This is a genomic window from Desulfurobacterium indicum, from assembly GCF_001968985.1.
Lineage (GTDB): Bacteria > Aquificota > Aquificia > Desulfurobacteriales > Desulfurobacteriaceae > Desulfurobacterium_A > Desulfurobacterium_A indicum.
This window is the reverse complement of the sequence record NZ_MOEN01000013.1, coordinates 1-21,830: the sequence shown is the minus strand read 5'-3', so window position 1 is coordinate 21,830 and position 21,830 is coordinate 1. Positions and strand designations below refer to the sequence as shown.

The following is a 21,830-nucleotide window of genomic DNA, read 5'->3' as shown; positions in this document are numbered from 1 at the left end:
GGTTATATGAAGTTTTTCATTGATACAGCTGATGTTAACGAGATAAAGGAAGCAGTTGAGCTTGGTTTAATAGATGGAGTTACAACAAATCCTACACTCATATCAAAAACAGGAAGGCCTTTTAAAGAAGTAGTAAATGAAATTCTTAAACTTGTTGATGGGCCTGTTAGTCTTGAAGTTGTTAGTTTAGATGCAAAAGGTATGGTAGATGAGGCAAGGCAACTTGCAAAACTCGGAGAAAATGTTGTTATTAAAATTCCTATGACGACTGAGGGATTAAAAGCAGTTAAGATCCTTTCTGAAGAGGGGATAAGAACCAACGTTACACTTGTTTTTTCTCCTCTTCAGGCACTTTTAGCGGCGAAAGCCGGTGCCACTTACGTTTCTCCGTTTGTTGGCAGGCTTGATGATATAGGACATGATGGAATGGAGCTTATATCTCAGATTGTTGATATCTATGCCAATTATGGATTTATGACAGAGATAATTGTTGCAAGTATAAGACATCCTAAGCATGTTCTTGAAGCTGCTCTCATCGGTGCCGATATCGCGACTATTCCGTTTAAGGTAATTACCCAGCTTGCTAAGCATCCTTTGACGGATATAGGTATTGAGAGATTTCTCGAAGATTGGGCTAAGGTGCCTGATAGAGAATCTATTTTTAAGTGATTTTTGGGGGAAATGGTGATAGAAGCAGAGGCTCTGAAGCAGTATATAGGGGAAGCGAGGAAATTATTTAAAGACGGTATAGAAAAACTGGAAGAGTTTGAAGAAGCTGTCTTGATTCTTGCCAAGACTCTTGAATCGTATCAGGACCTTATAGACATTTCGACTATTGTTCCTAAAGAGAAATTTATCAAATATCGTTTAAGCAGGCTTATTAAAAGGATGTCTTTTGAAAGAAATAAAACGGTTTTAGGTATAAGGATAAAGTTTCATCTTGGTAATTATCAAGAGTTGAGGGATATCATTATCAATTATATAGATAGCCACATAAGGCCGACGGATACGCTCTTTCTGTTTGATGATTTCTCCTTAGGTATCATTTATATTCTTGATAAAAATGTAGAATCAAAGGTAAAGGTTTTGACCAGGATTGAGGAGATTTTATCAAACTTTGAAATACAGCTTGATTATAAGGTTAAGTCAAGTATAAGATGGGATCTTACAACGACGGAACTGGATCTTTCAGATAGTGTTGAACAGTTTTTAACGAGATTGAAGCAGGGGGAGGAGTAATCTAACATTTGTGCTTGGTTTCAAGTATCATTTTTATTGTTTTTTCCCATGAAAGGCTTGGTTCTGGTAAAGGTTCTTTGAAGAAATGTTCGTATCTTCTGGCCACTTTTTCCCATGTTGGAAGGCTGGTTTGTGCTCCTTCCGCTTCTATTGTAAATGATGCAACGGTAGAAGCTATTCTTCCGGCTGTTTCTATGTCATAACCTTTAAGAAGTGCCGTTAGAAATCCTGCCCTGTGAGAGTCTCCGGCCCCTGTTGGATCGATGACTCTGGTCGGTTTTACAGCAGGAATACGATAGAACTTTCCATCAAAAAGGATTATTGCCCCCTGTGCTCCTAAAGAGATGCATATTAACGAAGGTCCTTTTATCTCTTTTATGCTTTTCAGCTTTAGAATTTCTTTTATCCTTTTTGCTTCGTGATTGTTCATGAATAATAGATGACAATATTTAAGTAGCCTTATTACTCTGTAAGGATAGGAAAATGTTTCCTGTCCAGGATCGAAACTGATTATTTGTTCTCCTTTGTATTTTTTTAGAAACCTTCTGTAAAATTCAAAGTGTCCGGTTGAAAAGTGGAGTATTTTGTATTCTTTTGCCAGTGTTTTTGCCAGATGAATGTTATGGAATAAAAGTTGTGCTACGGCTTTTTTGCTTTCATAATAATATAGAATCTGATCTTCGCTCTCTTCTTTGCTCAAAATAAAACTTCTTGCCATCGGGAATTCAGATGTACGTATAACACCTCTTATGTCTACACCTTGCTCGGTCAGGCATTTTTCATAGTTCATCTTCTTGAAATCATAGCCTGAAACTGCAAAAAGACCACTTTTTGCTTTTAATCTTGCGGAAGCAACAGCAACATTTGCTCCGGCTCCGCCGTAAGTGTATCGGTATTTTTTTACAGGCACCGTTTCGTTTAGAGCTGCAAACTTATCTACTATCATCAGGTTATCTATGACGATTGATCCAAATGCTAGGATGTCCCTTTTCAATGTTTCCTCCCCAAAATATGTCGCTTTTATGAGTTTAACAGATTTTTGAAGGTTTGTGGGTTTGCTGATGAGAGGATGTCACTTAAGCAGACTTTTTAGTTTTTTTCCTATTATTTCGATTTTCTTTCCTATGCCTATAGGTTTCACAAAGACGGTTCCTATTTCTGCCTCTTTTTTTAGAGCGTTTCCTATTTCTTCGTTTGATAATATACCCTTTATTACGGTTGTTCCGTATTTTTCAAGATTTTCTGCAGTTTTCCTGCTGAGGCCTTTAGAGATGAAAAGTGTTCCCTTTTCCGGTTTCGTTTTCTTTATGTTGTCCTGACCAACTATTGTTATTCTTGATTTATGGGCTACTGAGAGCAATGAGAGGAGATAATTTTTGAGCTGGTTCAACGTCTCTTCTATGATACTTTCGTGAGAGATTTTTCCTTTGAACTTTTTTTTTACAAACTTTTTGATACAGTCTTTGCGGGGACATACGTTAAAGCCCCTCCCGGGCAATGTTCCTTTAATGTCCGGGAAGGGTTTGTTTTCGAATATGACAAATCTTATAAATTCTTCCTTCTCTCCCTTCTTTCTGCATCCAGCACAGGTTCTTTCCGGCATATCACTCTTCGGTTTCAAGAGATTCAAGCTCCTGTATCTTTTTAAAGTCGGACTCTTTGATTATATCTATTCCAACTATCTGTCCAACAAGTTTTGATGCAAGTCTTGCGTTGACACCGTGCTTACCTATTGCAAGGGATAGTTGGTCGTCAGGGACGACTACTTCTACTCTTAATTCGCCGTCCTCGTCTTCATAACTTTCGGCATGAAGAACCTTTGCAGGTGATAAAGCCCTAGCAACAAGTTCCGCAATATCGTTCGTCCACCTTATTATTTCTATCTTTTCTCCGGAAAGTTCTCGTGATACAGGCAGAATTCGGCTTCCTTTGACGCCTATGCACGCTCCTACCGGGTCTATGTGTTCTTCTTTTGTATCTACTGCCACTTTGGCTCTTATTCCCGGTTCTCTTGCAACGGCTTTAATCTCTACAAGTCCTTCTGCAACTTCTGGTATTTCGATTTCCATAAGCCTTTTTAAAAATTTGGGATGTGTTCTTGATAGGATTACGTAAGGTGGCGGATAATCACCTATTCTACTTTTACCTCTCTTTTTGTATTGTCTGTAATCAAAAACTATGTCGTATATGTATGCTCTTATTCTTTCACCAAGACGGTATCTCTCTTTAGATATCTGTTCTTCTTTCGGTAAAATGCCAATAACTCTTCCGAGGTCTATTACAATGTCTCCGTTTCTCATTATTTGTTTTATCGTTCCGGAGATTATGTTTCCAATTTTTTCCTTATAATAGTCGTATAGAGCTTTTCTTTCAGCTTCCGTTATCTTTTCATGGATAACCTGTGCGGCGGCTTTTGCGGCTATTCTGCCGAGTTCTTCTGCTTTGATTTCTACTAAAACTTTGTCGCCTATCTCTTTTTCTTCGCCGGTTATCTCTTTTGCTTCTTCAAGAGTAATCTGGTAGTCAGGATTTTCAACGGTTTCTACAATTTCCTTTTCCTGATATATACCGAAGTCCTTACCGTCTTCGTCTATTTTAACGACAAGGTTTCCTCTGTATCCGGCTTTTTTGGCAGCGTTTATTATGCCTGTTTTAACGGCTGAAATTACATCCTCTTTTGATATACCTTTCTCTTTGCATAACATTTCTATGGTTTTTCCAAGGCTTTCCATTGTTTCCTCCTTATTCACTTGTTAAAAAGAGAGTCAAGATCAAGCTTTGCTGTTTTGATTTTTTCAAAGGGTATTTCTACTTCTGCGTTTCTTGATACGTCATGGATCGTTACGCCTTCGCCATTTGCAGAGAGGATTTCACCTTTGAAATTTCTCTGATTGTCAAGAGGTTCTATTGTCTTAATCTTTACAACGCTTCCAATTTGCTTTTCAAAATCTCTTTGGTTTTTCAAAGGTCTGTCAAGACCTGGAGAAGATACTTCCAGGTTATAGGGGTGATGTATTAAGTCTTCAACATCAAGAATTGTACCTATTCTTTCGCTTATCCACTGACAATCTGAGATTGTAATGCCTCCATTTTCGCGGTCAGCGTAGATTCTTAAAACCCAACCTATTGGTTCTCTTACAAACTCTGTATCAATCAGCTCAAAGTTTCCTTCTTCCAGTATGGGAAGTAAAAGTTCTTTTACTTTTTCTATAAGTTGAGACACTCTTTCCTCGTTCATGGTTCACTCCTAAATTTGTTTGGGGTGAAATAAAAAGGAGCGGGCAAAACACCCGCTCTTCACACGGAATATGAATGCGATGAACACAGACAGCTCTTAACCGCTCTGTATAAATTTAGGGCAAAAAGATGTTTTTAGCAATCAATTTGGTATTAGAATATGAGGAAAGGGGCAGATTTGATGAGAACGGTTTTTGATCGTCTATTTCGATTTTTCGGGCCTCAATATTGGTGGCCTGCCGAAACAAAGTTTGAGGTGTGTGTGGGGTCTATTTTAACTCAGAATACAGCCTGGACAAATGTGGAAAGAGCAATACATAATTTGAAGAAAGAAAACTTACTTTCCCCTTATGCTATTGTTCAGGTTCCAGATGAGCGTTTAAGAGAGTTGATCAGACCGGCGGGTTTTTTCAACCAGAAGGCAGAGAGATTGAAAATATTTGCGAAGTTTCTTATAGATAATGGTGGTTTTGAAAAGCTTTCGCTTCTGCCACTTTATTCTTTAAGGGAAAAGTTACTAAATCTTAAAGGTGTTGGTAGGGAAACAGCAGATTCAATGATTCTTTACGCTTTTGAGAAACCGATATTTGTTGTTGATGCTTATACGAAGAGGCTTTTTTACCGTATGGGTTTTATAGATTCTGAGAAAATTGATTACGATGTTTTAAGGGAGAAAGTGGAACGCTCTCTACCGAAAGATATCGAGCTTTTCAGTGAATTTCACGCACTTATAGTTAAGCACTGTAAGGAGTTTTGCAGAAAAAAGCCTTTATGTGAAGGGTGTCCTTTGATTGATGGTTGCAAATTTTGGAGAAACGGGGCTGCACAGGGCAGCCACCGATAGATTACTTCTCTTTCTTTAGAGGAACGACATCAACGGTAATAGTGGCTTCGATATCCTGGAAAAGATGGATTTTAACGTCGTATGTTCCTGTTTCTCTTATCGGTTTTTCAAGTATGATTTGCTTCTTCTCTATGTCTTCGTATCCTGCTTCGTGGAGAGCTTTTTCAATCTGTGATGTTGTAACAGAGCCGAAAAGCTTTCCCTCTTCTCCGGCTTCGTGCTTTATCGTTACTCTTACGGAAGAGAGTTTTTCTGCAAGTTCTTTGAACTTTTCCATCTGCTTTGCAGCTTTCTTTTTGAGAGCGTTGATTTCGTTCTTTACTTTTTTAACGTTGGATTCTGTTGCTGGAAGAGCGATTCCTTGAGGAATAAGGTAGTTTCTACCGTATCCGTCTTTAACTTCGACGATATCACCAACCTTTCCCAGATTTTCCATATCCTGAATCAGGATTACCTTCATTGCAACCCTCCTTTAAGTTTTCTAAAGTCAAACCAGAAGTCAAAAAGTCCTGCCAATGTTATTATAACCAGTGCTGCCAGCGGAAACAGTATTGCCATAAAAAAGGTGATTATTCTGCTCAGCGGTTGCCATTTTTCTATGACCGCTGTGGCTACTGCAAAGCCCTGAATGAGAAAAAATCCACAGGTTGCTATAAGGGCATTTGCCCCTACTATTTGAATAACAGGAAACCACTTTAAAATAGCGGCTATACCGCTGAGTATAAACAGTGCAACCGGTGTGGCTCCAAAATTTATCTTTTTAAAATCAACCTCCTTTTTCGCTACAAGTGCCACAGTTCCCATTATTATTACCGCAAATAGAGCCGATGTGTAAAAGTAAAGTCCCCATCTGAAAGGAATAATTGCCTTGATGGGGTCTATGTCTTTTGGCGGGCCGTAGAACAGATCTTCAGCGATGGATATGATGTAAAAGTATAGTGTTAATAGGAGAGCCAGCCTCTCTCTTTTGATCTCTTTCTTTAGTGAAAACCAGGTAATATAGCCTGGTATTGTCATTTCTATTACATTTAGGGCTACTTCCCATCCGCCGATAATCCATACAATCCCTATTCCTGCTAATATTGCCATACTGGAAAATGCAAATCCTTCCCTTTCTATTCCCATGAAGAGTGTAACGGGAATGAAAAGGGATAGTCCCCAACCAAAAGCGGCAAAGGCCCCGTATCCCATTGCCACTCCGGCCAGGGATATAATAGCAAAAAGGATAAGGGATATCTTAACGTTTCTCATTAGTCCACTTTAACAAAAGGTAATAGTGCAAGGTGTCTTGCCCTTTTTACGGCTCTTGCAAGCTGTCTCTGATGCTTGGAGCATACGCCTGAAATTCTTTTAGGAATAATCCTTCCTCTTTCACTTATGAAAGGCTTGAGAAGTTCCACGTTTTTGTAATCTATATGTTCAATCTTTTGCGCGCAGAATTTACAGTATTTTCTTCTTCTAACAAATCTTCTCTGTTCTGCCATTTTAAACCTCCTTAAAATTCAATATCATCAATGTCTTCTTGTTCCCGTCCTCTTCCCGCCGGCTGGCTTAGAAGCTGGACTCTATCTGCAACTACTTCAATTCTTGAACGTTTTTCGCCGGAGTTCGTTTCCCAGGTTGATTGACGGAGCCTTCCTTCAATCAGAATCTCGGTGCCTTTGTTGAATCTGCTCACCGCTCTGTCTGCAGCATCACCCCATACGACTATGTCAATGAATGAGGTTTCCTCCTGCCAGTTCCCGTTTTTGTCTTTGTAACTGCGGTTTACTGCGATTGTGAATCGTGTAAACGGCGTTCCGGAGTTTGTATGCTGAAGCTCCGGGTCTCTTGTGAGTCTTCCGGCTAGAAAAACTTTGTTTAAATTAGCCATTATTTGCCTCAGAATCGGATTTAGCTTCTTCTTTCTTTAAACCTTTTACTTCGGAAGGTTTTATTCTGAAAGAGAGGAATCTTATGACGTCTTCATTAATTCTGAAGAAGTTTTCAAGGTTTTTAACGAAATTCCTATCATTTGTGTGAATATGGAGAAGAACATAATAGCCCATCTGGTAATCGTTAATCGGGTATGCAAGTTGCTTCTTTCCCCATTTGTCTATGTGGAGAACTTTACCGTTATATTTTTCTACGGCGTTGTTTACCTTTTCAATGGCTTTTTCTATCTCTTCATCAGAAAGAGTTGGTCTAAGTATATAAACTGTTTCATAATAGTATTCTCTCATTCCTTACCTCCTTTGTAGGTTAGAAGCTGGCACTTTTAGCTTCTATAGGCTTTCCGTTTATGGTTTCTGATGCCCAATCGGCTGCTTTTTCAACAGCCTGTTCTATTACTGTTAGCTGTTCGCCTGTAAACGGCTGTAATACATAGTTTACAACTTCTTCTTTTCTTGCAGGCCTTCCGATACCTATTTTAAGCCTCGGAAATTTATCAGTTCCGAGATGTTTTTCTATCGACATTAACCCTCTATGCCCGCCGTGCTTTCCCTTTAGTCTCATTCTGACTTTCCCGACAGGCATGTCCAGGTCATCGGAAATAACAAGTATCTCTTCCGGTTTAAGTTTATAAAACTTAACTGCTTCTATAACGCTTTCTCCGCTTCTGTTCATATATGTAAGCGGTTTTAGCAACGTTACTTTTCCAGCTTTCCCCGGAATTTCAGCCACAATGCCTTTAAATTTCTCTTTTGAAAACTCTTCGTTAAACTTGTGGGCAATTTTATCGAGCACCCACCAGCCCACATTGTGCCTGGTAAACGCATATTCTTTTCCAGGATTTCCAAGTCCAACTATGAGTTTAATCATTTTTATTCAGTAGCCTCTTCAGTTCCTTCCTCTTCGCCCTCTTCTGCAGCAACTTCTTCTGTTTCGGAAACAACAACTACGGCTGTTTCTGGATCTTCAAGGATTTTAACACCTTCAGGAACGGGGATGTCACTTATGTGAAGAGCATCTCCTGCATGTAGGTTGGAGATATCGATGACAAGCTTTTCCGGGATATTTCTCGGGAGTGTTTCGATTTCAACTTCTCTGAAGAAGATTTCGAGAACGCCGTTTTCCTCTTTAACACCAATAGGTGTTCCTACGAATTCGAGTTCTACCGTTGTTACAATTGTTTCTCCGAATGTTACTTCATGGAAGTCAACATGAATTGGAACATCACCGAGGTAGTTGTATTGAATCTCTTTGAGGATGCAAACTCTCTCTTCTCCCTCAACGTTGATGTAGATAAGACCTGAGTGGTGTTTGAGTTTTTTCAGGTCGCTCGCCTTTATGGCGATTGGTGTAGCCTCCGGTCTCCCTCCGCCGTAGATAACTGCTGGAAGGAGGCCTTCCCTGCGCAACTTTCTTGCTACCCCTTTACCAGTTTTTTCTCTGCGGGTAGCTTCCAGCTTTACGATTTCCATTCTTACCTCCTGAAAAAATTTTTGCGGGAAAGCACGCAATATTTACATTCAAATTCGTGATTTGTCAAGGGGTATATGATATAAAGTTGCTTCAAATATATGCTATATTTAATTAAATGCAGGAGGAAAACATGAAGAGTGTTAGGAGTTTAAATACAAATGTTAGAACTGGTGTGGGGGATTTTCATGTTCAGACGGAATTTTATCAATCGTCGGGTAAAGTGATAACACTTCTTTTTCAAGGTGGGCAAACTGTTTTGAGAATGGAAGACGAACCTGATGAGAAGTCTATAGATGAAGAGATAAGGAGAGTTCATGAATCTATAGTGAGAAGATTGTCTCTTTTGAAAATATCTGTTTCTGTTGGTAGGATAAAGGAGCTTTTAACGTTAAAAACAGGTTTACGTAATGTCATCTTTATAGAAGAAATAGTTAGGAGAGGTCCAGAAGAGCTTGACGATTTTGGAGTTCTTGTTGCAAGCGGTGCGCCGGTTCCGGCAGGTATTGTTGTTTTCCCGGAAGCTTCGGAAGATGAAATTGAAAAAGGATTTAGACTTTTAAAAGAGAAGTCAGGAGCAAGCAGGTTTATTGCTAAAACCGGAAAAAAAGAGGGGAGAGTTACCTTTTTTAATATATCTTCTTTTGAAAAACTTAGAAAGGCTGTTTTGCAGATAGTGAAGGATATGGGAGATATAGCAATAGTTTCGGAGATGATAGATGCGAGAAGTTCTGGATTCCTTTATTCTTCCGATCCGTTGACCGGTGATAATACTGTTATTATAGAATCGAGCTGGGGAATATGTGGATATATAAAAGGTAATAAACTGAATCTTGATAAATATAGAGTTGATAAGGAAACGTTTGAGTTCTGGAGAATAAAAAAGGAGATTGTTAGAAAATATACGGAGCTTTCTATAGATTCTGAAACTGGTAATATTACCGAATTTGAAATTTCCGATGATAGAGCTTTAATGGCAAGTCTTTCTGATGAAGAGGTTCTTGTTTTAGCAAAACTTGCCCTTTCTATAGAGAAGAACTTTAGCAGAACCATAAAGCTTGATTTTGTTATTTCAAAAGACGGGAGGCCGTTTTTTACAGATATTTCGGTGGTTGGACTGAAGGAGAAGAGAGAACTTTTAAGAAAACTTTCCGTTCTGGAAGAGGCGCCGTTTTATCCAACAGGTGTTAGGATTCTTGCCGAGGTGACGGATGTGGATATTGCAAGGACGATTAGCTTTCTTCCGTGCGACGGCATTTACTTTAATATTTCAGGTGTTATAGGTGAGATGTTTGAGAAGGTGTTGCTTGAGACGGCCGAAGCCGCTTTTCCGAAACCTGTTGTTGTAAGTGTTCGTAATAAAGAGGAGATTAATGCTGTTAGAGAAGCAAGGAATAAAGGTTTTACGAATGTCTGGGTTGCAACCGACGGCGTTTTGATCGTTCATGACGTTCCATCTTTTATAAAAGAGGAGACTCCTTTTATAACCGGCAGTGTATTCAAGGGTGCTTACGGAAAGCTTTTTACAGATGAAGGTTCGATTCTTTCACCCAATCTTTCTCTCGTAAGGGAGCTTGTCCGTTCTGGTTTTGACTTTATTGTTGTTCATCCTGACGAGATCGTTTATTTAAAAAAAGTTGTTGCTTCCGAAGAGAGAAGATTGATGTTAAAGATGGCAAGGCAGTTTTTGAAACTGGATGAACGTATTTGATTTTTTGACAAAACGAAAAGGTTGCATATAATTTCCTTCTACAAAATCTTAAATTCCGATCAGGTTTGTTCATTTAAAGATTTAGGAGGTGCAAATTGTCAACAAAGAGAACTTATCAGCCAAGTAGAATACACGGAAAGAGAGTTCACGGTTTTAGAGCGAGAATGAAGAGCAAGACAGGAAGGGAAATTCTTAGAAGAAGAAGGAAAAAGGGCCGTAAGAAGCTTACGGTAAGTGACGAGTGGAGAAGAAGGTAAATTTTTTCCTCTCTAAAGAGGATAGAATAAAAAAGAGTCGTGATTTTAAATATGTTTTTGAATCGGGTAAGAGCCTTGGTGGTGTCACCCTGGCTCTTTATTTTATTTTGAGAAACAGTGGGCAACCCAGGGCAGGATTTATAGCCTCTAAGCGTTTTTCGAAAAGGGCTGTTGACAGAAACAGGGCAAAGCGCTTAATGAAAGAAGTTTTCAGGCTTAATAAACATAAACTTTATCCCTGTGATATAGTTTTTATTGCAAAGAAAGGTATGAAGAATGCTTCTTACTCTGATGTGGAAAAGGACTTTTTAAAACTTGCCCGCAGGGCAGGAATTTTAAGGGAAAAGAAATGTTAAAAGCTTTAATGATAAGTGTTATAAAAGGTTATAAAAGGTTTGTTTCTCCTTTTTTGCCCAAAAGTTGCCGCTTTTATCCCACCTGTTCCGATTATGCTATCCTTGCGATAGAAAAGTATGGAGTTTTTAAAGGAAGTTTGAAGGCTGTTTGGCGTGTTTTGAGGTGTAATCCTTTTTCTTCAGGCGGAATAGATTATCCGTAAAATTTAGAGAATTGGAGAGTGAGTATGAATCAGGAACAGAACAAGAAGTTGCTTGTAATTATTCAAGCTGTTGCCATAACATTTTTGGTTTTTGCTCTTTTTACAAGGTTTAACAAAAATAAGCAGCAGGAAGTTAAGAAAACTGCAGAAGTTGCTACGGTTGCAGAGAACAAAAAGGATTACAGTTTCCCTGTTGAAGGACTTAAACACCTTGATTCCTTCATAAATATCGAGACACCTCTTTATAGAGCTAAAATTTCTAAAGTTAACGGAGCGGTTGTTGATTTCTATGTTAAAAAGTATAAAGCTGAGCTTGTTTCGGATGAGGCAAAAAAACTTAACATTTACCCTCTTACAACCGTATCCGATAATAAGACAGTTAATACATGGCTTATGGAAACACCTCTTGAGTCGGATGTTACTGAGATTTCTGTCACGAAATCTCCCAGAAAAATTGTTCTTAGAGGGACGTTGCCTGACGGTAGAGAATTTATTAAAGAACTTACTTTCCATCCTGATAGTTATGTAATTGATGTTAACGAAAGCCTTAAAGGTGCAAAATTGTCTGTAATAATCGGACCTGGCATAAAAGTAAACGAAGCTCATACTTCCCGTATGGGACATATAGGTCCTGTTATTGAACTTTCAAACGGAAAAGTGGAAAGAATAAATGCGAAGAAGATAAAATCTGTCGCTTTTAATTCGGTAAAGTGGGCTGGAGAAGAAGATAAATATTTCCTATGTGCTGTAAAAGATTCTGCTTTTTCAGTTGATATTGTAGCTTCAGACGGTAGATCTATCGTTAACAATCATGTAGCTACTTTTAAAGCTTTTTTCGGACCTAAAGAGCTGTCTCAGCTCGAGAAACTTGGTATGGATAAAGCTATAGACTTTGGGATATTTGGATTTCTTGCAAAACCACTTCTCAAATTTTTCCTGTTCCTCCACAGATTTATTCCTAATTATGGTCTTGTAATTATTCTTATCACTTTGATTATAAAAATCATAATGCATCCTCTTACACATAAAAGTTTTGAATCCATGAAAAAAATGCAGGTTCTGGCTCCCAAGATAGAGGAGCTTAAGAAAAAGTATTCAAAGGATCCGAAGAAATTAAACGAAGAGATGATGAAGTTATATAAAGAAGAAGGCGTGAATCCAATGGGTGGTTGCCTGCCTATGATTCTTCAGATTCCCGTCTTTTTTGCTCTTTATGAGATATTTCTTAATGCCGTTGAGTTAAAGGGTGTAAGCTTTTTATGGATTAAAGATCTTTCAACACCGGATCCTACCTATATTCTTCCTATACTCATGGGTCTTTCAATGATTCTCCAGCAAAAGCTGACGCCCAGTGCAAATCCGGAGCAGCAGAAGATCTTTTATGTTATGGCGATAGTCTTTACGTTTATGTTTGCGAAGTTTCCGGCAGGTCTTGTTCTCTACTGGATGACAAACAACCTTATCACCGCTGCCCAAAACTTTATAATTAATAAGATGATTCATCACGGAGAGTCGTAAGAGATGGACCCGGGCGGTGGTAGTAGCGTAATAACAGAAGGGCTGATTCTGGCGGTTCTCCTGCTTTTCTCGGCCCTTTTTTCCGCTTCTGAAACGGCTTTCTTTTCTCTTAATCGTTTAAGGTTAGAGAGACTTGCTCTTGCAGGTGATAAGACAGCAAAGGAAATCTACAATTTTCTGCAAAATCCTGCCGAGCTCATAGCAACAATTCTTATAGGTAATGAAATGGTCAACATTGCCATTTCTTCAACAGCAGCCCTTCTTTTCATGGATCTTTTCGGAGAGAGAGGTTCCATATACGCTGTTCCTTCTACGGTTATTGCTCTTCTGCTTTTTGGAGAGGTTACTCCGAAAACTTTTGCCGTTAAATACAGCGAAAAATATGCATTTTTTGTTGTGAGATTTATAAAACTTGTAAGTTTTGTTCTCACGCCGATAAGAGCTGTTCTTATTACGTTTGTTTCTTTAATTTTGAAACCTTTTAGTATTGAACTTTTCAGCGAGCAAAAAGTCATTTCCGACGAAGAGTTTATGATTCTGGTTGAGGAGGGGGCAAAGGAAGGAGTGATTGCTAAAGAAGAGAAGGATTTAATTGATCGGACTCTTGACCTTGACGAAAGTGATGTTAAAGAAATAATGGTTCCCAAGCACGAAGTTTTTGCTCTTCCTGCCGATATGAAAGTAAAGGACGCTTTGAATGAGATTAAAAAGAGACGGTTTTCTCGTATTCCGGTTTATGGTAAAGACCTTGATGATATAAAAGGCATTCTTTATACGCGGAAGATTATTCCTATTCAGTTGAAAGATGAGGACTTTGAAAGACCCGTTGTTGAATTTACAGATAAACCCTTTTTCGTTCCGGAGTTTAAAGAGATCGACGATCTTCTTGAGGAAATGCAGAGGAAGAAAAAACACCTTGCAATAGTTGTTGATGAGTATGGAAATACAGCTGGAATTGTTACTCTTGATGATATTCTTTCTTCTCTTATTGGTGAAATTCCTGATGAGAGGCAGACGGAAGAGAAAGATTTTGAAAAGATAGAAAATAAGAAATACAGAGTTAATCCAAGTGTTAGTATAGAAGATTTTAAAGACTTTTTCGGCATTGATGAAATAACAGAAGAAGAAAAGGATGTCGATACTGTCGGTGGACTTGTTATGAGACTTCTTGATAGGATTCCTAAAAAGGGAGACAGCGTAGAGTGGAACGGTCTCAGGCTAAAAGTGGAAAGGATGGAAGGTAACAGGATTAAATCTATAATAGTGGAGAGAGAGTGAGTGAGTGGCTTTTACATAGTTGCGATCTTAATTTGTGTTGCATTTGAAGCGTTTTTTTCGGGAAGCGAGATAGCCATTATTTCTGTTAGTCGTGTTGAGCTGAAAAAGCGCCTTAAAAGAGGTGATAGGGCTGCAGTTTTGTTGAATCAGCTTTTGAAAGAACCAGAGAAGATTCTTGCTACTACTTTAGTTGGAACGAACATATCTACTGTTTCTGCTGCAACGCTTTTCACGGCTTTTGTTATAGATAGTGCATCTTCAACATATCCTTTTATCGGGAAATATCCTGAGCTTTTTACGGTAGCTACACTTACGCCTCTTACAATTACCTTTGGAGAGCTCATTCCTAAAAGTTTGTTTCAGAAATATTCAGATAAAGTTGCTTTTAAGATAGTTTACCCTCTCTATTTCTTTCACAGGCTCTTTAGGCCTTTAACATTGCTTATTACTTTTGTTGCGGGATTTTTAACAAACCTTTTTGGTGAAGAAACAAAGAAAAATCCTTTTGTTACGAAGGAGGAGCTTGAACTTCTGGTTGAGAGTGCTTCCCGTTCTGCTTTTGAAAAAACCGAGAGAAAAATACTTAAAAATGTTCTTCGTTTGAAAGAGAAGACGTTAGGTGATATTTATGTTCCGCTGGTAAATGTAGTTGCTGTTAATATGAATTCCCGTGTAAAAGAGGCTTTAAAACTCTTTAATAAAACTGGATTTTCAAAATTGCCCGTTTATAGGGAGCGGTTTGATGATATTGTAGGCTATATATTGATAACTGACCTTCTTGATGCAAATGATAAGTTTGCCTCTGTTAAAAACTTCTTGCGGCCTATTCTTGTTCTTCCTGAATATATGAGCCTTATTGATGCTTTGAAAGAGTTAAGAAGAGCAAAAACTCAGATGGCTGTTGTTGTTGATGAGTTTGGTTCCACTTTGGGGATAGTTACCATTGAGGATATACTTGAGGAGATAGTTGGAAGGATTGATGATGAGTTTGGAGGTGAACATCCACTTGTAAATAAGCTTTCTGACGGTTCTTTAGTCGTTGACGGTTCAGTAGAGATAAATGAGATAAACAGGTACTTGAAAACTTCTCTTCCTTCAAAAGCAGATTATATAACGATTGCTGGCTTTGTTTTAAAAACTTTGGGCAGATTTCCAAAAAAAGGTGAAAAAATAAAATTTCATGATCTTACGATTGAAGTTGCCGATGTAGACAAAAGGCGCATAAAGAAATTGAGGTTAAAGGAAAGTTAAAATTTACCGTTGCCGTTCTTCCTGCACTTTTTACATTTATACATGTTCTTATCTGCTCTTAGTATGGCTTCTTCAGGGTCTTCATAAGCTTTAAGAATTTCATATCCTATGGATACGCTTAGATTAAACGGCAGTCCGAATATCGATGCTGACTTGGCAACATTTTCCTCTATTCTTTCTATTATCTCTTTTACTTCTCTTTCTGTAATGCCGGGTAGGACTATTATGAATTCATCACCGCCTATCCTGACAACAACATCATTTCTTCTTACTGCCGATTTAACGGCTTTTGCAACCGCATATATGGCTTTATCCCCCATTTCATGGCCGTAGTTGTCGTTGATTTTTTTTAAATCATCCATATCTACCAGGATAAATGCTACAGGGACAAGTCGCAGTTCTCTTATCTTTTTCAGTTCTTCTTCCAGGACATATCTGTTGTAAACACCTGTCAAACTGTCGTGGTATGCTTTCCATCTTATTGATTCGGACATTGTTACTTTTAACATTTCTCTGCACGTTTTTTTAGCAAGCTCTACCAGTTTTAACAGTAAATCTCTTTCATTTTTTTCGTTAAACTTTTCAGGAGATGGACTAAAATTTCCGGCAATAAGATATTCTATTGCGTCCATAAGATCATATGTATAACAACATTGAGGAGAATTTTTTTTTATAGCAATTCTTATTTTAAGCACTTCTAAAAACCTTCGTAGGGCTTTCATTACACATTCGGTATCTTTTATCTCTCTGAAAAAGATATTACGGTTGCTTGATATTAAATACCTTTTGTTCAGGAATTCTTCTTCGGCAAGTTTTAACAGTTTGCTTTCGGGAATGTTTGCTTTTCGCGCTATTTCTATGAGTTTTCTTCTTCTCCTTCTTGAAAAACTGGCTACACCTATTGAGCCTGTTCCTATACCTTTAAATTTTCCGTCTATGTAAATAGGGATGACATAGACAAGTTTCCCTATTGGACACTTTGTTGTGAAGGGCTCTTTCGTTTCCTGTGCTCTTTTAAAGTTTTCAGATAAAAATTCTCTGCACATTTTCTCGTCTTGCTTTTTCAGTATATTGCAAAGAGGAGACAGTCTTGTTACATAACGAACTTTTTTGTTTTCATCCAAAATAATACAGGAACCGCCAAGCGGGAGAATAAGTTTTTCAAGCAAATACCCTATCTCTTTGTAACTTACAGGTATGCCCCTTTTCTTTTCCATCAGTTCCTTTTAATAAGTGTAAATCAAATTTAGTGAACTTATATTTTAGCAACATTTTGTTATGTTTTCAATTTCCATAGAATAGAGTTGTTTTTCTGTGAATTTATTATAACTTAAAGAAACGTTGATAATTATTTGCATCTAGAGGAGGTAATGATGGCAGCTAAAGAGATAAAGAAAGGTATCTACTGGGTCGGAGCGGTAGACTGGGACAGGGTTCTTTTTGATGAGCTTGTTGCTCTGCCGGAAGGCACAAGTTACAATGCTTACCTTGTTGTGGGAAGTGAGAAGGTGGCGCTCATAGATACTGTTGAGCCTTATAAGAAAAAGGAACTTTTTGAGAATCTGGAGGAGCTTGGGGTTGATAGTATAGATTATGTCATTTCTAACCATGCTGAGCAGGATCATTCTGGTTCTATTCCTTATGTTTTAGAGAAGTTTCCGGAAGCCAAGGTTGTTACAAATGCCAAGTGTAAAGGAATGCTTCAGGATTTCTTTTCGCTTCCTGATGATGTTTTTAAAATTATTTCGGATAGAGAGACCCTTTCTCTTGGTGATAAGACCCTTCAGTTTTTTATGGCTCCCTGGGTCCACTGGCCCGAGACTATGTTTACTTATGCTGTTGAAGATAAAGTGCTCTTTCCGTGTGATTTTTTAGGTTCTCACATTGCGACGAGTGAGCTGTTTGATACGACAGATGAAAATAGGGCTAAAGTCTATCTGGAGACAAAGCGTTATTATGCAGAGATAATGATGCCTTTCCGCAATTTTATAAAGAAGCATCTTGCACTTATAGATGAGCTTTCGCCGGAAATAATAGCTCCTAGCCACGGGGTTGTTATCAAAGAAACGGAATTTATTCTAAATGCTTATAAAGAGTGGGTTTCTGACGATGTGAAACCGCTTGTTCTGATTCCTTTTGTATCGATGCATGAAAGCACCCGTGTAATGGTTGAATTTTTAACCAGAGAGCTTTCGAAAAGGGGCGTAAGAGTAAGGCCTTACAATTTAATAACATCAGATTTGAGTAACATTGCTATGGATCTAGTTGATGCTGCAGCTGTGGTTTTTGCTTCTCCTGCTGTTCTTGCTGGTGCTCACCCGTCTGTTATAGGTTTTGCTTATCTTATGAATGGTTTAAGGCCTAAAACACGTTTTCTTTCACTTATCGGATCTTATGGCTGGAGCGGAACAGTTGTTGAAAAACATATTAAAGGTGTTCTTTCTGTTATAAAAGCTGAATGGATAGATTCTGTTTTAGTTAAAGGAACTCCGAAAGAGAATGATTTTAAGAAGCTTGAAGTTTTAGCCGAAATTCTTTCCGAAAAACTTAGCACTGTTTAAAGAAGCGGGCTTTGCCCGCTTTAATGTTTATAAAAACACCATGTCGTCGCGGTGAATACACTCTTTGTCAAATGAAAGAAGCTCTCTGCTACTGCATTTCACAATGCCTTTAAATAGTTTTTTTCCTTCCGTATTTACAACTTCAACTACATCACCTCTTTCAAAAGTTCCTTCTACTTTTTTTACGCCTTTTGGAAGAAGGCTTTTTCCTTTTTCTAAGACTGCTTCTTCTGCTCCTTTATCTATTATCAGTTTCCCTTTTGGTTTTTCCAGGTAGAGAATTCTGTACGCTTTTGCTTTAAGTTCCTTTTTAGGTAGGAAGAGTGTACCTTTCTTTTTTCCTTTTAGAATTTTTACTGTTATTTTCTCTTCTCTTCCGTTGGCTATGATAACTGGAATGCCTTTTCTGGCAGCTTTAAAAGCTGCTTCGACTTTTGTCCACATTCCGCCGGTTCCGAAAGGGCTTTTGCCTGAGAAGTCACATGTTAGTTGAAGTTCGTGAATATCTTTTACTGATTCTATTTTTTTCGCATCGGGAAAGATGTTTGGATCTTTGTCGAATATGCCGTTGGTAGTGGTCAGCATTATAAGCAGGTCAGCCTCAACTACAACAGACACGTGAGCTGCAAGATTGTCGTTATCCCCGATTTTGATTTCTTCAACAGAAACTGTGTCATTTTCGTTCACTATGGGAATGACGTTTAATTTTGACAGTGCATGAAAGGTGTCTTTTGCATGAGAGAAGCGTTTTTTTGAGCGAAGGTCTTCGGCTGTTAAAAGGACCTGGGCTATGTTGTATCCATGTTTTTTAAAAGCTTGTGTATATTCTGCCATTAGATAGGGTTGTCCAACTGCAGAAAGTGCCTGTTTTTCTTGAAGGGATTTTGGTTTTCTATCAAGGTTCAAAACTTTTATACCTGCAAGAACAGCTCCAGAACTGACGAGAATAACCTCTTTTCCCTCTCTTTTTAATGTGGATATTTCTTCAGCGATTTTTTCTATAAAGTTTTTGTTCAATCCATTTTTTTCTGCCAGCAGTTGACTTCCTACCTTTATTACGACTCTTTTAACCTGTCGGAGCATTTAAAGTACCTCTTGGAATTTGTGGCTCATAAAGAATATCATTTTTCTTCCTGATTGCTCAAACGGAAAACTTTTTATAAACTTGTTTCGTAGTGTGAACGGAGGTTTAAATGGATACGGTTCTTCGTGTTGAAAATCTGTCTGTTACATTTGAAAATAAAGGTATTTTAAAATCTGAAGTGTTTCATGCTGTTAAAGGTGTTTCTTTTTCTCTTCATAAAGGTGAGGTACTTGGGATAGTTGGTCAGAGTGGTTCTGGGAAAACCACTGTTGGAAGGGCGATTCTTGGACTTGTTCCTTATGAAGGGAAGATAGAGTTTAAAGGTAAAACGATATCATGTATGTTTCAAGATCCTCTTGCTTCTCTACATCCTTACCTTTCAGTAAGGAGACAGTTACTCGATATTTTGCCTGATGAGGAGAGGATAAAAAGGCTTTTCGCAAGTTTTAATCTTAACTATGAAAGGCTGTCGGGAAAGAAGCCTTCGGAGCTTTCGGGAGGACAGAGGCAGAGAGTAATTATAATAAGATCACTTCTTGTTTCTCCTGATCTTATAATTGCCGATGAGCCGATTTCCATGCTTGATGTAACGCTTAAGATGTGGGTTTTAAAAACATTGAGGGAACTTAAAGAAAATTTTGATCTCTCAATGCTTTTTGTCACTCATGACCTTCTCACTACAAAGTATATTTGCGACCGTATCATGGTGATGAAAGATGGTGAAATCGTGGAAGAGGGAACGTTAGAAGAAATTTTTAAAAATCCAAAAAAGGAATATACCAGGGAACTTCTTCAGGCTATTCCAAGATTATGAGGAAAATTTGGTTGCGGGGGAGGGATTTGAACCCTCGACCTTCGGGTTATGAGCCCGACGAGCTACCAGACTGCTCTACCCCGCGTCAGTGTAACGTATAATATAGCCGGTTGTTCTTGTGTGTCAAGTCTTTTTTGCAAAAATGGGGCTATTTTGAAGGCAGCCCCATTTAGATTTTTTATTCTGTCCTGGATGTTATTTCTTTCGTAGCTTTTTCTTTTAGAAGCTTGAGTTTTTCAAGAATAGAGTTAAATAGAGAACCTGTCTCTTTCTTTCCTTCTATTGCTGTTTCAAGTTGCTTTAATTCTCTATCCAATTCTCTGTAAGTTTTTTCAAAGTCGTAGGCGTAACCTAAAGCTTTTGCAAGTCTTAATTCTTTTTGTGCTTCTTTAAGGTAAGCTATGGCTAACTTTCTGTCTTTTTTGTTCATAACTTTTGCTCTTTCTATCAGAGCTTGCACTTTAATCATAGGTATTGGGATTACGATTTTCTGAATGGCTATACTGTCTCTTATGGCCATGAGCATTTTCATGGCTTCTTCTTTCTTGCCTTTGTCTATCTCTTTGATTGCATCTTTTACAACTTTTTTATACATGGTAAGCGGTAGATAGACATTGATTACATCTATTTCGTCAGATAACGTGTTGAGGAGGGCTTTTGCATCCTGTACTTTGCCTTCTTTAAGAAGTTCTTCTGCCTTTTTGACTATTTTTTCTGCAGTTTTTACATCTCCTCTAAATTCTATGACTGCTATCTGCTGATTAAGGGGAACAAAGCCCATTCCTTTGTTTTCTTTCATGTATTTTTCGACATATTTCTCTGCTTCAGTTAAAACTTTTTTAGCTTGCTCTGTTTTTCCTTCTTTTAGCAGTATTATCGCTTCGTCAACTTTTTTCATTGCTGTTAAAGCTGTTGTAAAGGAAGGCCTCATTTTTCTTAATGATTCAACTTTTTTCCTTACAGCATTCATAGAGGTTTTTTTCGCAATCATCTTTTCTCTTCTTCCTGTATTTACCTTCCAGAAAGCGGCGGAGGATGTGCCGTGTTCAGGCATCATGCTACCGGTCATGCTACTTCCTGTAGATTCTGACTTTCTTTCTGATTTCATAGATGTTGCCATTGCTCCTGTTGGTGCGATGAGTGCGGCTGTCAGCATTGCAGCTATTAGTTTTCTCATTTTATTCCTCCTGGAGGGATATTTAATCTATAGTTAGATTTAAATTAAATTTTCTGAAGCAATTTTGCAAGTTTATGGGATATTTTTAAGATCTAAAGTTGTGCTTTTAGTGTGCATAATACTTTTTTTCTATCAGATTAGAGTAAATATTCAAAATTTGCTCAAAGGTTTGTTGCCATGAAAACATAGAAGTTATTTTTTTACTTATTTCTTTCCGGTTAATCTTGTTTTTATTCTTATATAATAATATGTCTATAAATTGGCTCTTATTGTGAACAAGAAATTCTGGATTAATTGTCACTTCCGGTAATGAAGCTTTTTTATAACCCACAACTGGAATTCCGCAACTTTGAGCTTCGATTATTGCAAGTCCAAAAGATTCTGCTATAGATGGGGTTATGAATATATCGCAGCTTCTATAGATAGATGCCAGAATTTTTTTGTCTCTTACGAATCCAAGAAATGTTGTGTTTTTTTTCATCTCTTTTCGGAGATTTTTTTCTTCCGGACCGCTTCCGATGATTAATAGGTGAAATTTGTCTGAGCGTTTTAATAGCAGGTTATATATTTCTGGAAGTTCTCGTATGTTTTTGTCGTTGGATAGCCTGCCTGCATATATGAGTAACGTTTTATCTTCCGGAATGTTGAAGGTTTTTCTTACCGGGTATCTTTCTCCATTTAAGGAGAATGTATCTGTGTCAACTCCCAGGTATACCGTGGATGTTTTGTTTATTCCTATGCTGTTTAAGTAGTTTTTCATGTATTTTGAAGGTGTTATAACCAGATCAAAAGAGGAATAGGTTTTCTTTATGTATTTCTGTATTAGGGAAGGTAGATTAATTTTATTACTGGCTTTTATAATCGAATTTATGCTTTCTTCTATATTTGAATGAAAAAA

27 protein-coding genes and 1 tRNA gene are annotated in these 21,830 nt (G+C 37.9%); 12 read left to right on the top strand and 16 right to left on the bottom strand.

The window, feature by feature from the left end; translation table 11 throughout:
- Positions 1 to 6 precede the first annotated feature (6 nt).
- Positions 7 to 669, top strand: a complete 663-nt coding sequence (gene fsa / locus BLW93_RS04570; RefSeq protein ID WP_076712922.1) for a fructose-6-phosphate aldolase — start codon at positions 7 to 9, stop codon at positions 667 to 669.
- A gap of 15 nt (positions 670 to 684) precedes the next feature.
- Positions 685 to 1,239, top strand: coding sequence for a hypothetical protein (locus BLW93_RS04565; RefSeq protein WP_076712921.1), 555 nt, complete (start codon positions 685 to 687; stop codon positions 1,237 to 1,239).
- A gap of 1 nt (position 1,240) precedes the next feature.
- On the opposite strand, the gene BLW93_RS04560 is transcribed toward BLW93_RS04565, so the two are convergent.
- The 4 genes from BLW93_RS04560 to BLW93_RS04545 form a co-directional block, all read right to left on the bottom strand.
- Positions 1,241 to 2,233, bottom strand: a complete 993-nt coding sequence (locus BLW93_RS04560) for a carbohydrate kinase family protein (RefSeq protein WP_245791994.1) — start codon at positions 2,231 to 2,233, stop codon at positions 1,241 to 1,243.
- Positions 2,234 to 2,311: 78 nt separating this feature from the next.
- Positions 2,312 to 2,842 (bottom strand): YlxR family protein, encoded by a 531-nt coding sequence (locus BLW93_RS04555; RefSeq protein WP_076712920.1) that lies wholly within the window; start codon positions 2,840 to 2,842, stop codon positions 2,312 to 2,314.
- Between the two features lies 1 nt (position 2,843).
- On the bottom strand, positions 2,844 to 3,971 hold the full coding sequence (nusA, locus tag BLW93_RS04550) for a transcription termination factor NusA (protein WP_076712919.1): 1,128 nt from the start codon (positions 3,969 to 3,971) through the stop codon (positions 2,844 to 2,846).
- Between the two features lie 14 nt (positions 3,972 to 3,985).
- Complete coding sequence (locus tag BLW93_RS04545; RefSeq protein WP_078058136.1) at positions 3,986 to 4,477, bottom strand: ribosome maturation factor RimP; 492 nt, start codon at positions 4,475 to 4,477, stop codon at positions 3,986 to 3,988.
- 180 nt (positions 4,478 to 4,657) lie between these two features.
- Here BLW93_RS04545 and BLW93_RS04540 point away from each other — a divergent pair, with 180 nt between their 5' ends.
- Complete coding sequence (locus BLW93_RS04540) at positions 4,658 to 5,320, top strand: endonuclease III domain-containing protein (RefSeq protein ID WP_216818663.1); 663 nt, start codon at positions 4,658 to 4,660, stop codon at positions 5,318 to 5,320.
- Position 5,321: 1 nt separating this feature from the next.
- Here the strand turns inward: BLW93_RS04540 and rplI are convergent, their stop codons facing one another.
- The 7 genes from rplI to BLW93_RS04505 are packed head-to-tail and all read right to left on the bottom strand — an operon-like array spanning position 5,322 to position 8,724.
- On the bottom strand, positions 5,322 to 5,780 hold the full coding sequence (rplI, locus tag BLW93_RS04535; protein WP_076712917.1) for a 50S ribosomal protein L9: 459 nt from the start codon (positions 5,778 to 5,780) through the stop codon (positions 5,322 to 5,324).
- Positions 5,777 to 6,571 (bottom strand): YybS family protein, encoded by a 795-nt coding sequence (locus BLW93_RS04530; protein WP_076712916.1) that lies wholly within the window; start codon positions 6,569 to 6,571, stop codon positions 5,777 to 5,779. Before BLW93_RS04530 ends, rplI begins: the two co-directional genes overlap by 4 nt.
- The gene (gene rpsR, locus BLW93_RS04525) at positions 6,571 to 6,804 is read right to left on the bottom strand and encodes a 30S ribosomal protein S18 (protein WP_076712915.1); all 234 of its coding nucleotides are present in this window, start codon (positions 6,802 to 6,804) and stop codon (positions 6,571 to 6,573) included. Before rpsR ends, BLW93_RS04530 begins: the two co-directional genes overlap by 1 nt.
- Before the next feature lie 11 nt (positions 6,805 to 6,815).
- On the bottom strand, positions 6,816 to 7,193 hold the full coding sequence (locus BLW93_RS04520; protein ID WP_076712914.1) for a single-stranded DNA-binding protein: 378 nt from the start codon (positions 7,191 to 7,193) through the stop codon (positions 6,816 to 6,818).
- The gene (rpsF, locus tag BLW93_RS04515; RefSeq protein WP_076712913.1) at positions 7,186 to 7,542 is read right to left on the bottom strand and encodes a 30S ribosomal protein S6; all 357 of its coding nucleotides are present in this window, start codon (positions 7,540 to 7,542) and stop codon (positions 7,186 to 7,188) included. Before rpsF ends, BLW93_RS04520 begins: the two co-directional genes overlap by 8 nt.
- A 19-nt stretch (positions 7,543 to 7,561) precedes the next feature.
- The gene (gene pth / locus BLW93_RS04510) at positions 7,562 to 8,122 is read right to left on the bottom strand and encodes an aminoacyl-tRNA hydrolase (RefSeq protein ID WP_076712912.1); all 561 of its coding nucleotides are present in this window, start codon (positions 8,120 to 8,122) and stop codon (positions 7,562 to 7,564) included.
- Between the two features lie 2 nt (positions 8,123 to 8,124).
- Entirely contained in the window at positions 8,125 to 8,724 is a 600-nt protein-coding gene (locus BLW93_RS04505; protein ID WP_076712911.1) for a 50S ribosomal protein L25, read from the bottom strand.
- A gap of 131 nt (positions 8,725 to 8,855) precedes the next feature.
- Between BLW93_RS04505 and BLW93_RS04500 the strand changes: the two genes are divergently transcribed.
- From BLW93_RS04500 to BLW93_RS04470, 7 genes are all read left to right on the top strand, one after another.
- Positions 8,856 to 10,433, top strand: coding sequence for a PEP/pyruvate-binding domain-containing protein (locus BLW93_RS04500; protein ID WP_076712910.1), 1,578 nt, complete (start codon positions 8,856 to 8,858; stop codon positions 10,431 to 10,433).
- 95 nt (positions 10,434 to 10,528) lie between these two features.
- Positions 10,529 to 10,690, top strand: a complete 162-nt coding sequence (gene rpmH, locus BLW93_RS04495; RefSeq protein WP_022847262.1) for a 50S ribosomal protein L34 — start codon at positions 10,529 to 10,531, stop codon at positions 10,688 to 10,690.
- A complete protein-coding gene (rnpA, locus tag BLW93_RS04490; protein WP_076712909.1) occupies positions 10,675 to 11,046 on the top strand; it encodes a ribonuclease P protein component in 372 nt (123 codons plus the stop codon). The genes rpmH and rnpA overlap by 16 nt, the downstream gene beginning before the upstream one ends.
- On the top strand, positions 11,040 to 11,249 hold the full coding sequence (gene yidD / locus BLW93_RS04485; protein ID WP_076712908.1) for a membrane protein insertion efficiency factor YidD: 210 nt from the start codon (positions 11,040 to 11,042) through the stop codon (positions 11,247 to 11,249). Before rnpA ends, yidD begins: the two co-directional genes overlap by 7 nt.
- A 24-nt stretch (positions 11,250 to 11,273) precedes the next feature.
- Positions 11,274 to 12,767: a membrane protein insertase YidC gene (gene yidC / locus BLW93_RS04480; RefSeq protein ID WP_076712907.1), complete on the top strand. Its 1,494-nt coding sequence runs from the start codon at positions 11,274 to 11,276 to the stop codon at positions 12,765 to 12,767.
- 3 nt (positions 12,768 to 12,770) lie between these two features.
- Positions 12,771 to 14,045 carry a hemolysin family protein gene (locus BLW93_RS04475; RefSeq protein WP_076712906.1) on the top strand — a complete coding sequence of 425 codons (1,275 nt, stop codon included), beginning with the start codon at positions 12,771 to 12,773 and terminating at the stop codon, positions 14,043 to 14,045.
- Entirely contained in the window at positions 14,046 to 15,296 is a 1,251-nt protein-coding gene (locus BLW93_RS04470; RefSeq protein WP_076712905.1) for a hemolysin family protein, read from the top strand. It abuts the gene before it with no gap.
- Here the strand turns inward: BLW93_RS04470 and BLW93_RS04465 are convergent.
- Positions 15,293 to 16,513, bottom strand: coding sequence for a diguanylate cyclase domain-containing protein (locus tag BLW93_RS04465; RefSeq protein WP_076712904.1), 1,221 nt, complete (start codon positions 16,511 to 16,513; stop codon positions 15,293 to 15,295). The genes BLW93_RS04470 and BLW93_RS04465 overlap by 4 nt on opposite strands.
- Positions 16,514 to 16,669: 156 nt before the next feature.
- Between BLW93_RS04465 and BLW93_RS04460 the strand changes: the two genes are divergently transcribed.
- Entirely contained in the window at positions 16,670 to 17,857 is a 1,188-nt protein-coding gene (locus BLW93_RS04460; RefSeq protein ID WP_076712903.1) for an FprA family A-type flavoprotein, read from the top strand.
- Positions 17,858 to 17,884: 27 nt separating this feature from the next.
- Here the strand turns inward: BLW93_RS04460 and proB are convergent, their stop codons facing one another.
- Positions 17,885 to 18,940, bottom strand: a complete 1,056-nt coding sequence (proB, locus tag BLW93_RS04455; RefSeq protein ID WP_076712902.1) for a glutamate 5-kinase — start codon at positions 18,938 to 18,940, stop codon at positions 17,885 to 17,887.
- A gap of 110 nt (positions 18,941 to 19,050) precedes the next feature.
- On the opposite strand from proB, the gene BLW93_RS04450 reads away from it, so the two are divergent.
- Positions 19,051 to 19,755, top strand: coding sequence for an ABC transporter ATP-binding protein (locus tag BLW93_RS04450; RefSeq protein ID WP_076712901.1), 705 nt, complete (start codon positions 19,051 to 19,053; stop codon positions 19,753 to 19,755).
- Between the two features lie 8 nt (positions 19,756 to 19,763).
- Here the strand turns inward: BLW93_RS04450 and BLW93_RS04445 are convergent.
- The 3 genes from BLW93_RS04445 to BLW93_RS04435 all read right to left on the bottom strand — a co-directional run.
- Positions 19,764 to 19,840, bottom strand: a tRNA-Met gene (locus tag BLW93_RS04445).
- A 93-nt stretch (positions 19,841 to 19,933) separates the two neighbouring features.
- Positions 19,934 to 20,932, bottom strand: a complete 999-nt coding sequence (locus BLW93_RS04440) for a YfdX family protein (protein WP_076712900.1) — start codon at positions 20,930 to 20,932, stop codon at positions 19,934 to 19,936.
- Between the two features lie 106 nt (positions 20,933 to 21,038).
- A partial coding sequence (locus BLW93_RS04435; RefSeq protein ID WP_076712899.1) for a glycosyltransferase family 4 protein occupies positions 21,039 to 21,830 on the bottom strand: 792 nt, incomplete at its 5' end.

What these genes read in the sequence shown, in the direction of transcription:
- BLW93_RS04475 (WP_076712906.1), top strand. Translation starts at nt 12,771, where the DNA reads ATGGACCCGGGCGGTGGTAGTAGCGTAATAACAGAAGGGCTGATTCTG.
- BLW93_RS04440 (WP_076712900.1), bottom strand. Translation starts at nt 20,932, where the DNA reads ATGAGAAAACTAATAGCTGCAATGCTGACAGCCGCACTCATCGCACCA.
- BLW93_RS04460 (WP_076712903.1), top strand. Translation starts at nt 16,670, where the DNA reads ATGGCAGCTAAAGAGATAAAGAAAGGTATCTACTGGGTCGGAGCGGTA.
- BLW93_RS04545 (WP_078058136.1), bottom strand. Translation starts at nt 4,477, where the DNA reads ATGAACGAGGAAAGAGTGTCTCAACTTATAGAAAAAGTAAAAGAACTT.
- proB (WP_076712902.1), bottom strand. Translation starts at nt 18,940, where the DNA reads ATGCTCCGACAGGTTAAAAGAGTCGTAATAAAGGTAGGAAGTCAACTG.
- BLW93_RS04555 (WP_076712920.1), bottom strand. Translation starts at nt 2,842, where the DNA reads ATGCCGGAAAGAACCTGTGCTGGATGCAGAAAGAAGGGAGAGAAGGAA.
- yidC (WP_076712907.1), top strand. Translation starts at nt 11,274, where the DNA reads ATGAATCAGGAACAGAACAAGAAGTTGCTTGTAATTATTCAAGCTGTT.
- pth (WP_076712912.1), bottom strand. Translation starts at nt 8,122, where the DNA reads ATGATTAAACTCATAGTTGGACTTGGAAATCCTGGAAAAGAATATGCG.
- fsa (WP_076712922.1), top strand. Translation starts at nt 7, where the DNA reads ATGAAGTTTTTCATTGATACAGCTGATGTTAACGAGATAAAGGAAGCA.
- yidD (WP_076712908.1), top strand. Translation starts at nt 11,040, where the DNA reads ATGTTAAAAGCTTTAATGATAAGTGTTATAAAAGGTTATAAAAGGTTT.
- BLW93_RS04500 (WP_076712910.1), top strand. Translation starts at nt 8,856, where the DNA reads ATGAAGAGTGTTAGGAGTTTAAATACAAATGTTAGAACTGGTGTGGGG.
- nusA (WP_076712919.1), bottom strand. Translation starts at nt 3,971, where the DNA reads ATGGAAAGCCTTGGAAAAACCATAGAAATGTTATGCAAAGAGAAAGGT.
- BLW93_RS04530 (WP_076712916.1), bottom strand. Translation starts at nt 6,571, where the DNA reads ATGAGAAACGTTAAGATATCCCTTATCCTTTTTGCTATTATATCCCTG.
- BLW93_RS04520 (WP_076712914.1), bottom strand. Translation starts at nt 7,193, where the DNA reads ATGGCTAATTTAAACAAAGTTTTTCTAGCCGGAAGACTCACAAGAGAC.
- BLW93_RS04540 (WP_216818663.1), top strand. Translation starts at nt 4,658, where the DNA reads ATGAGAACGGTTTTTGATCGTCTATTTCGATTTTTCGGGCCTCAATAT.
- rpsF (WP_076712913.1), bottom strand. Translation starts at nt 7,542, where the DNA reads ATGAGAGAATACTATTATGAAACAGTTTATATACTTAGACCAACTCTT.
- BLW93_RS04450 (WP_076712901.1), top strand. Translation starts at nt 19,051, where the DNA reads ATGGATACGGTTCTTCGTGTTGAAAATCTGTCTGTTACATTTGAAAAT.
- BLW93_RS04465 (WP_076712904.1), bottom strand. Translation starts at nt 16,513, where the DNA reads ATGGAAAAGAAAAGGGGCATACCTGTAAGTTACAAAGAGATAGGGTAT.
- rplI (WP_076712917.1), bottom strand. Translation starts at nt 5,780, where the DNA reads ATGAAGGTAATCCTGATTCAGGATATGGAAAATCTGGGAAAGGTTGGT.
- rpsR (WP_076712915.1), bottom strand. Translation starts at nt 6,804, where the DNA reads ATGGCAGAACAGAGAAGATTTGTTAGAAGAAGAAAATACTGTAAATTC.
- BLW93_RS04505 (WP_076712911.1), bottom strand. Translation starts at nt 8,724, where the DNA reads ATGGAAATCGTAAAGCTGGAAGCTACCCGCAGAGAAAAAACTGGTAAA.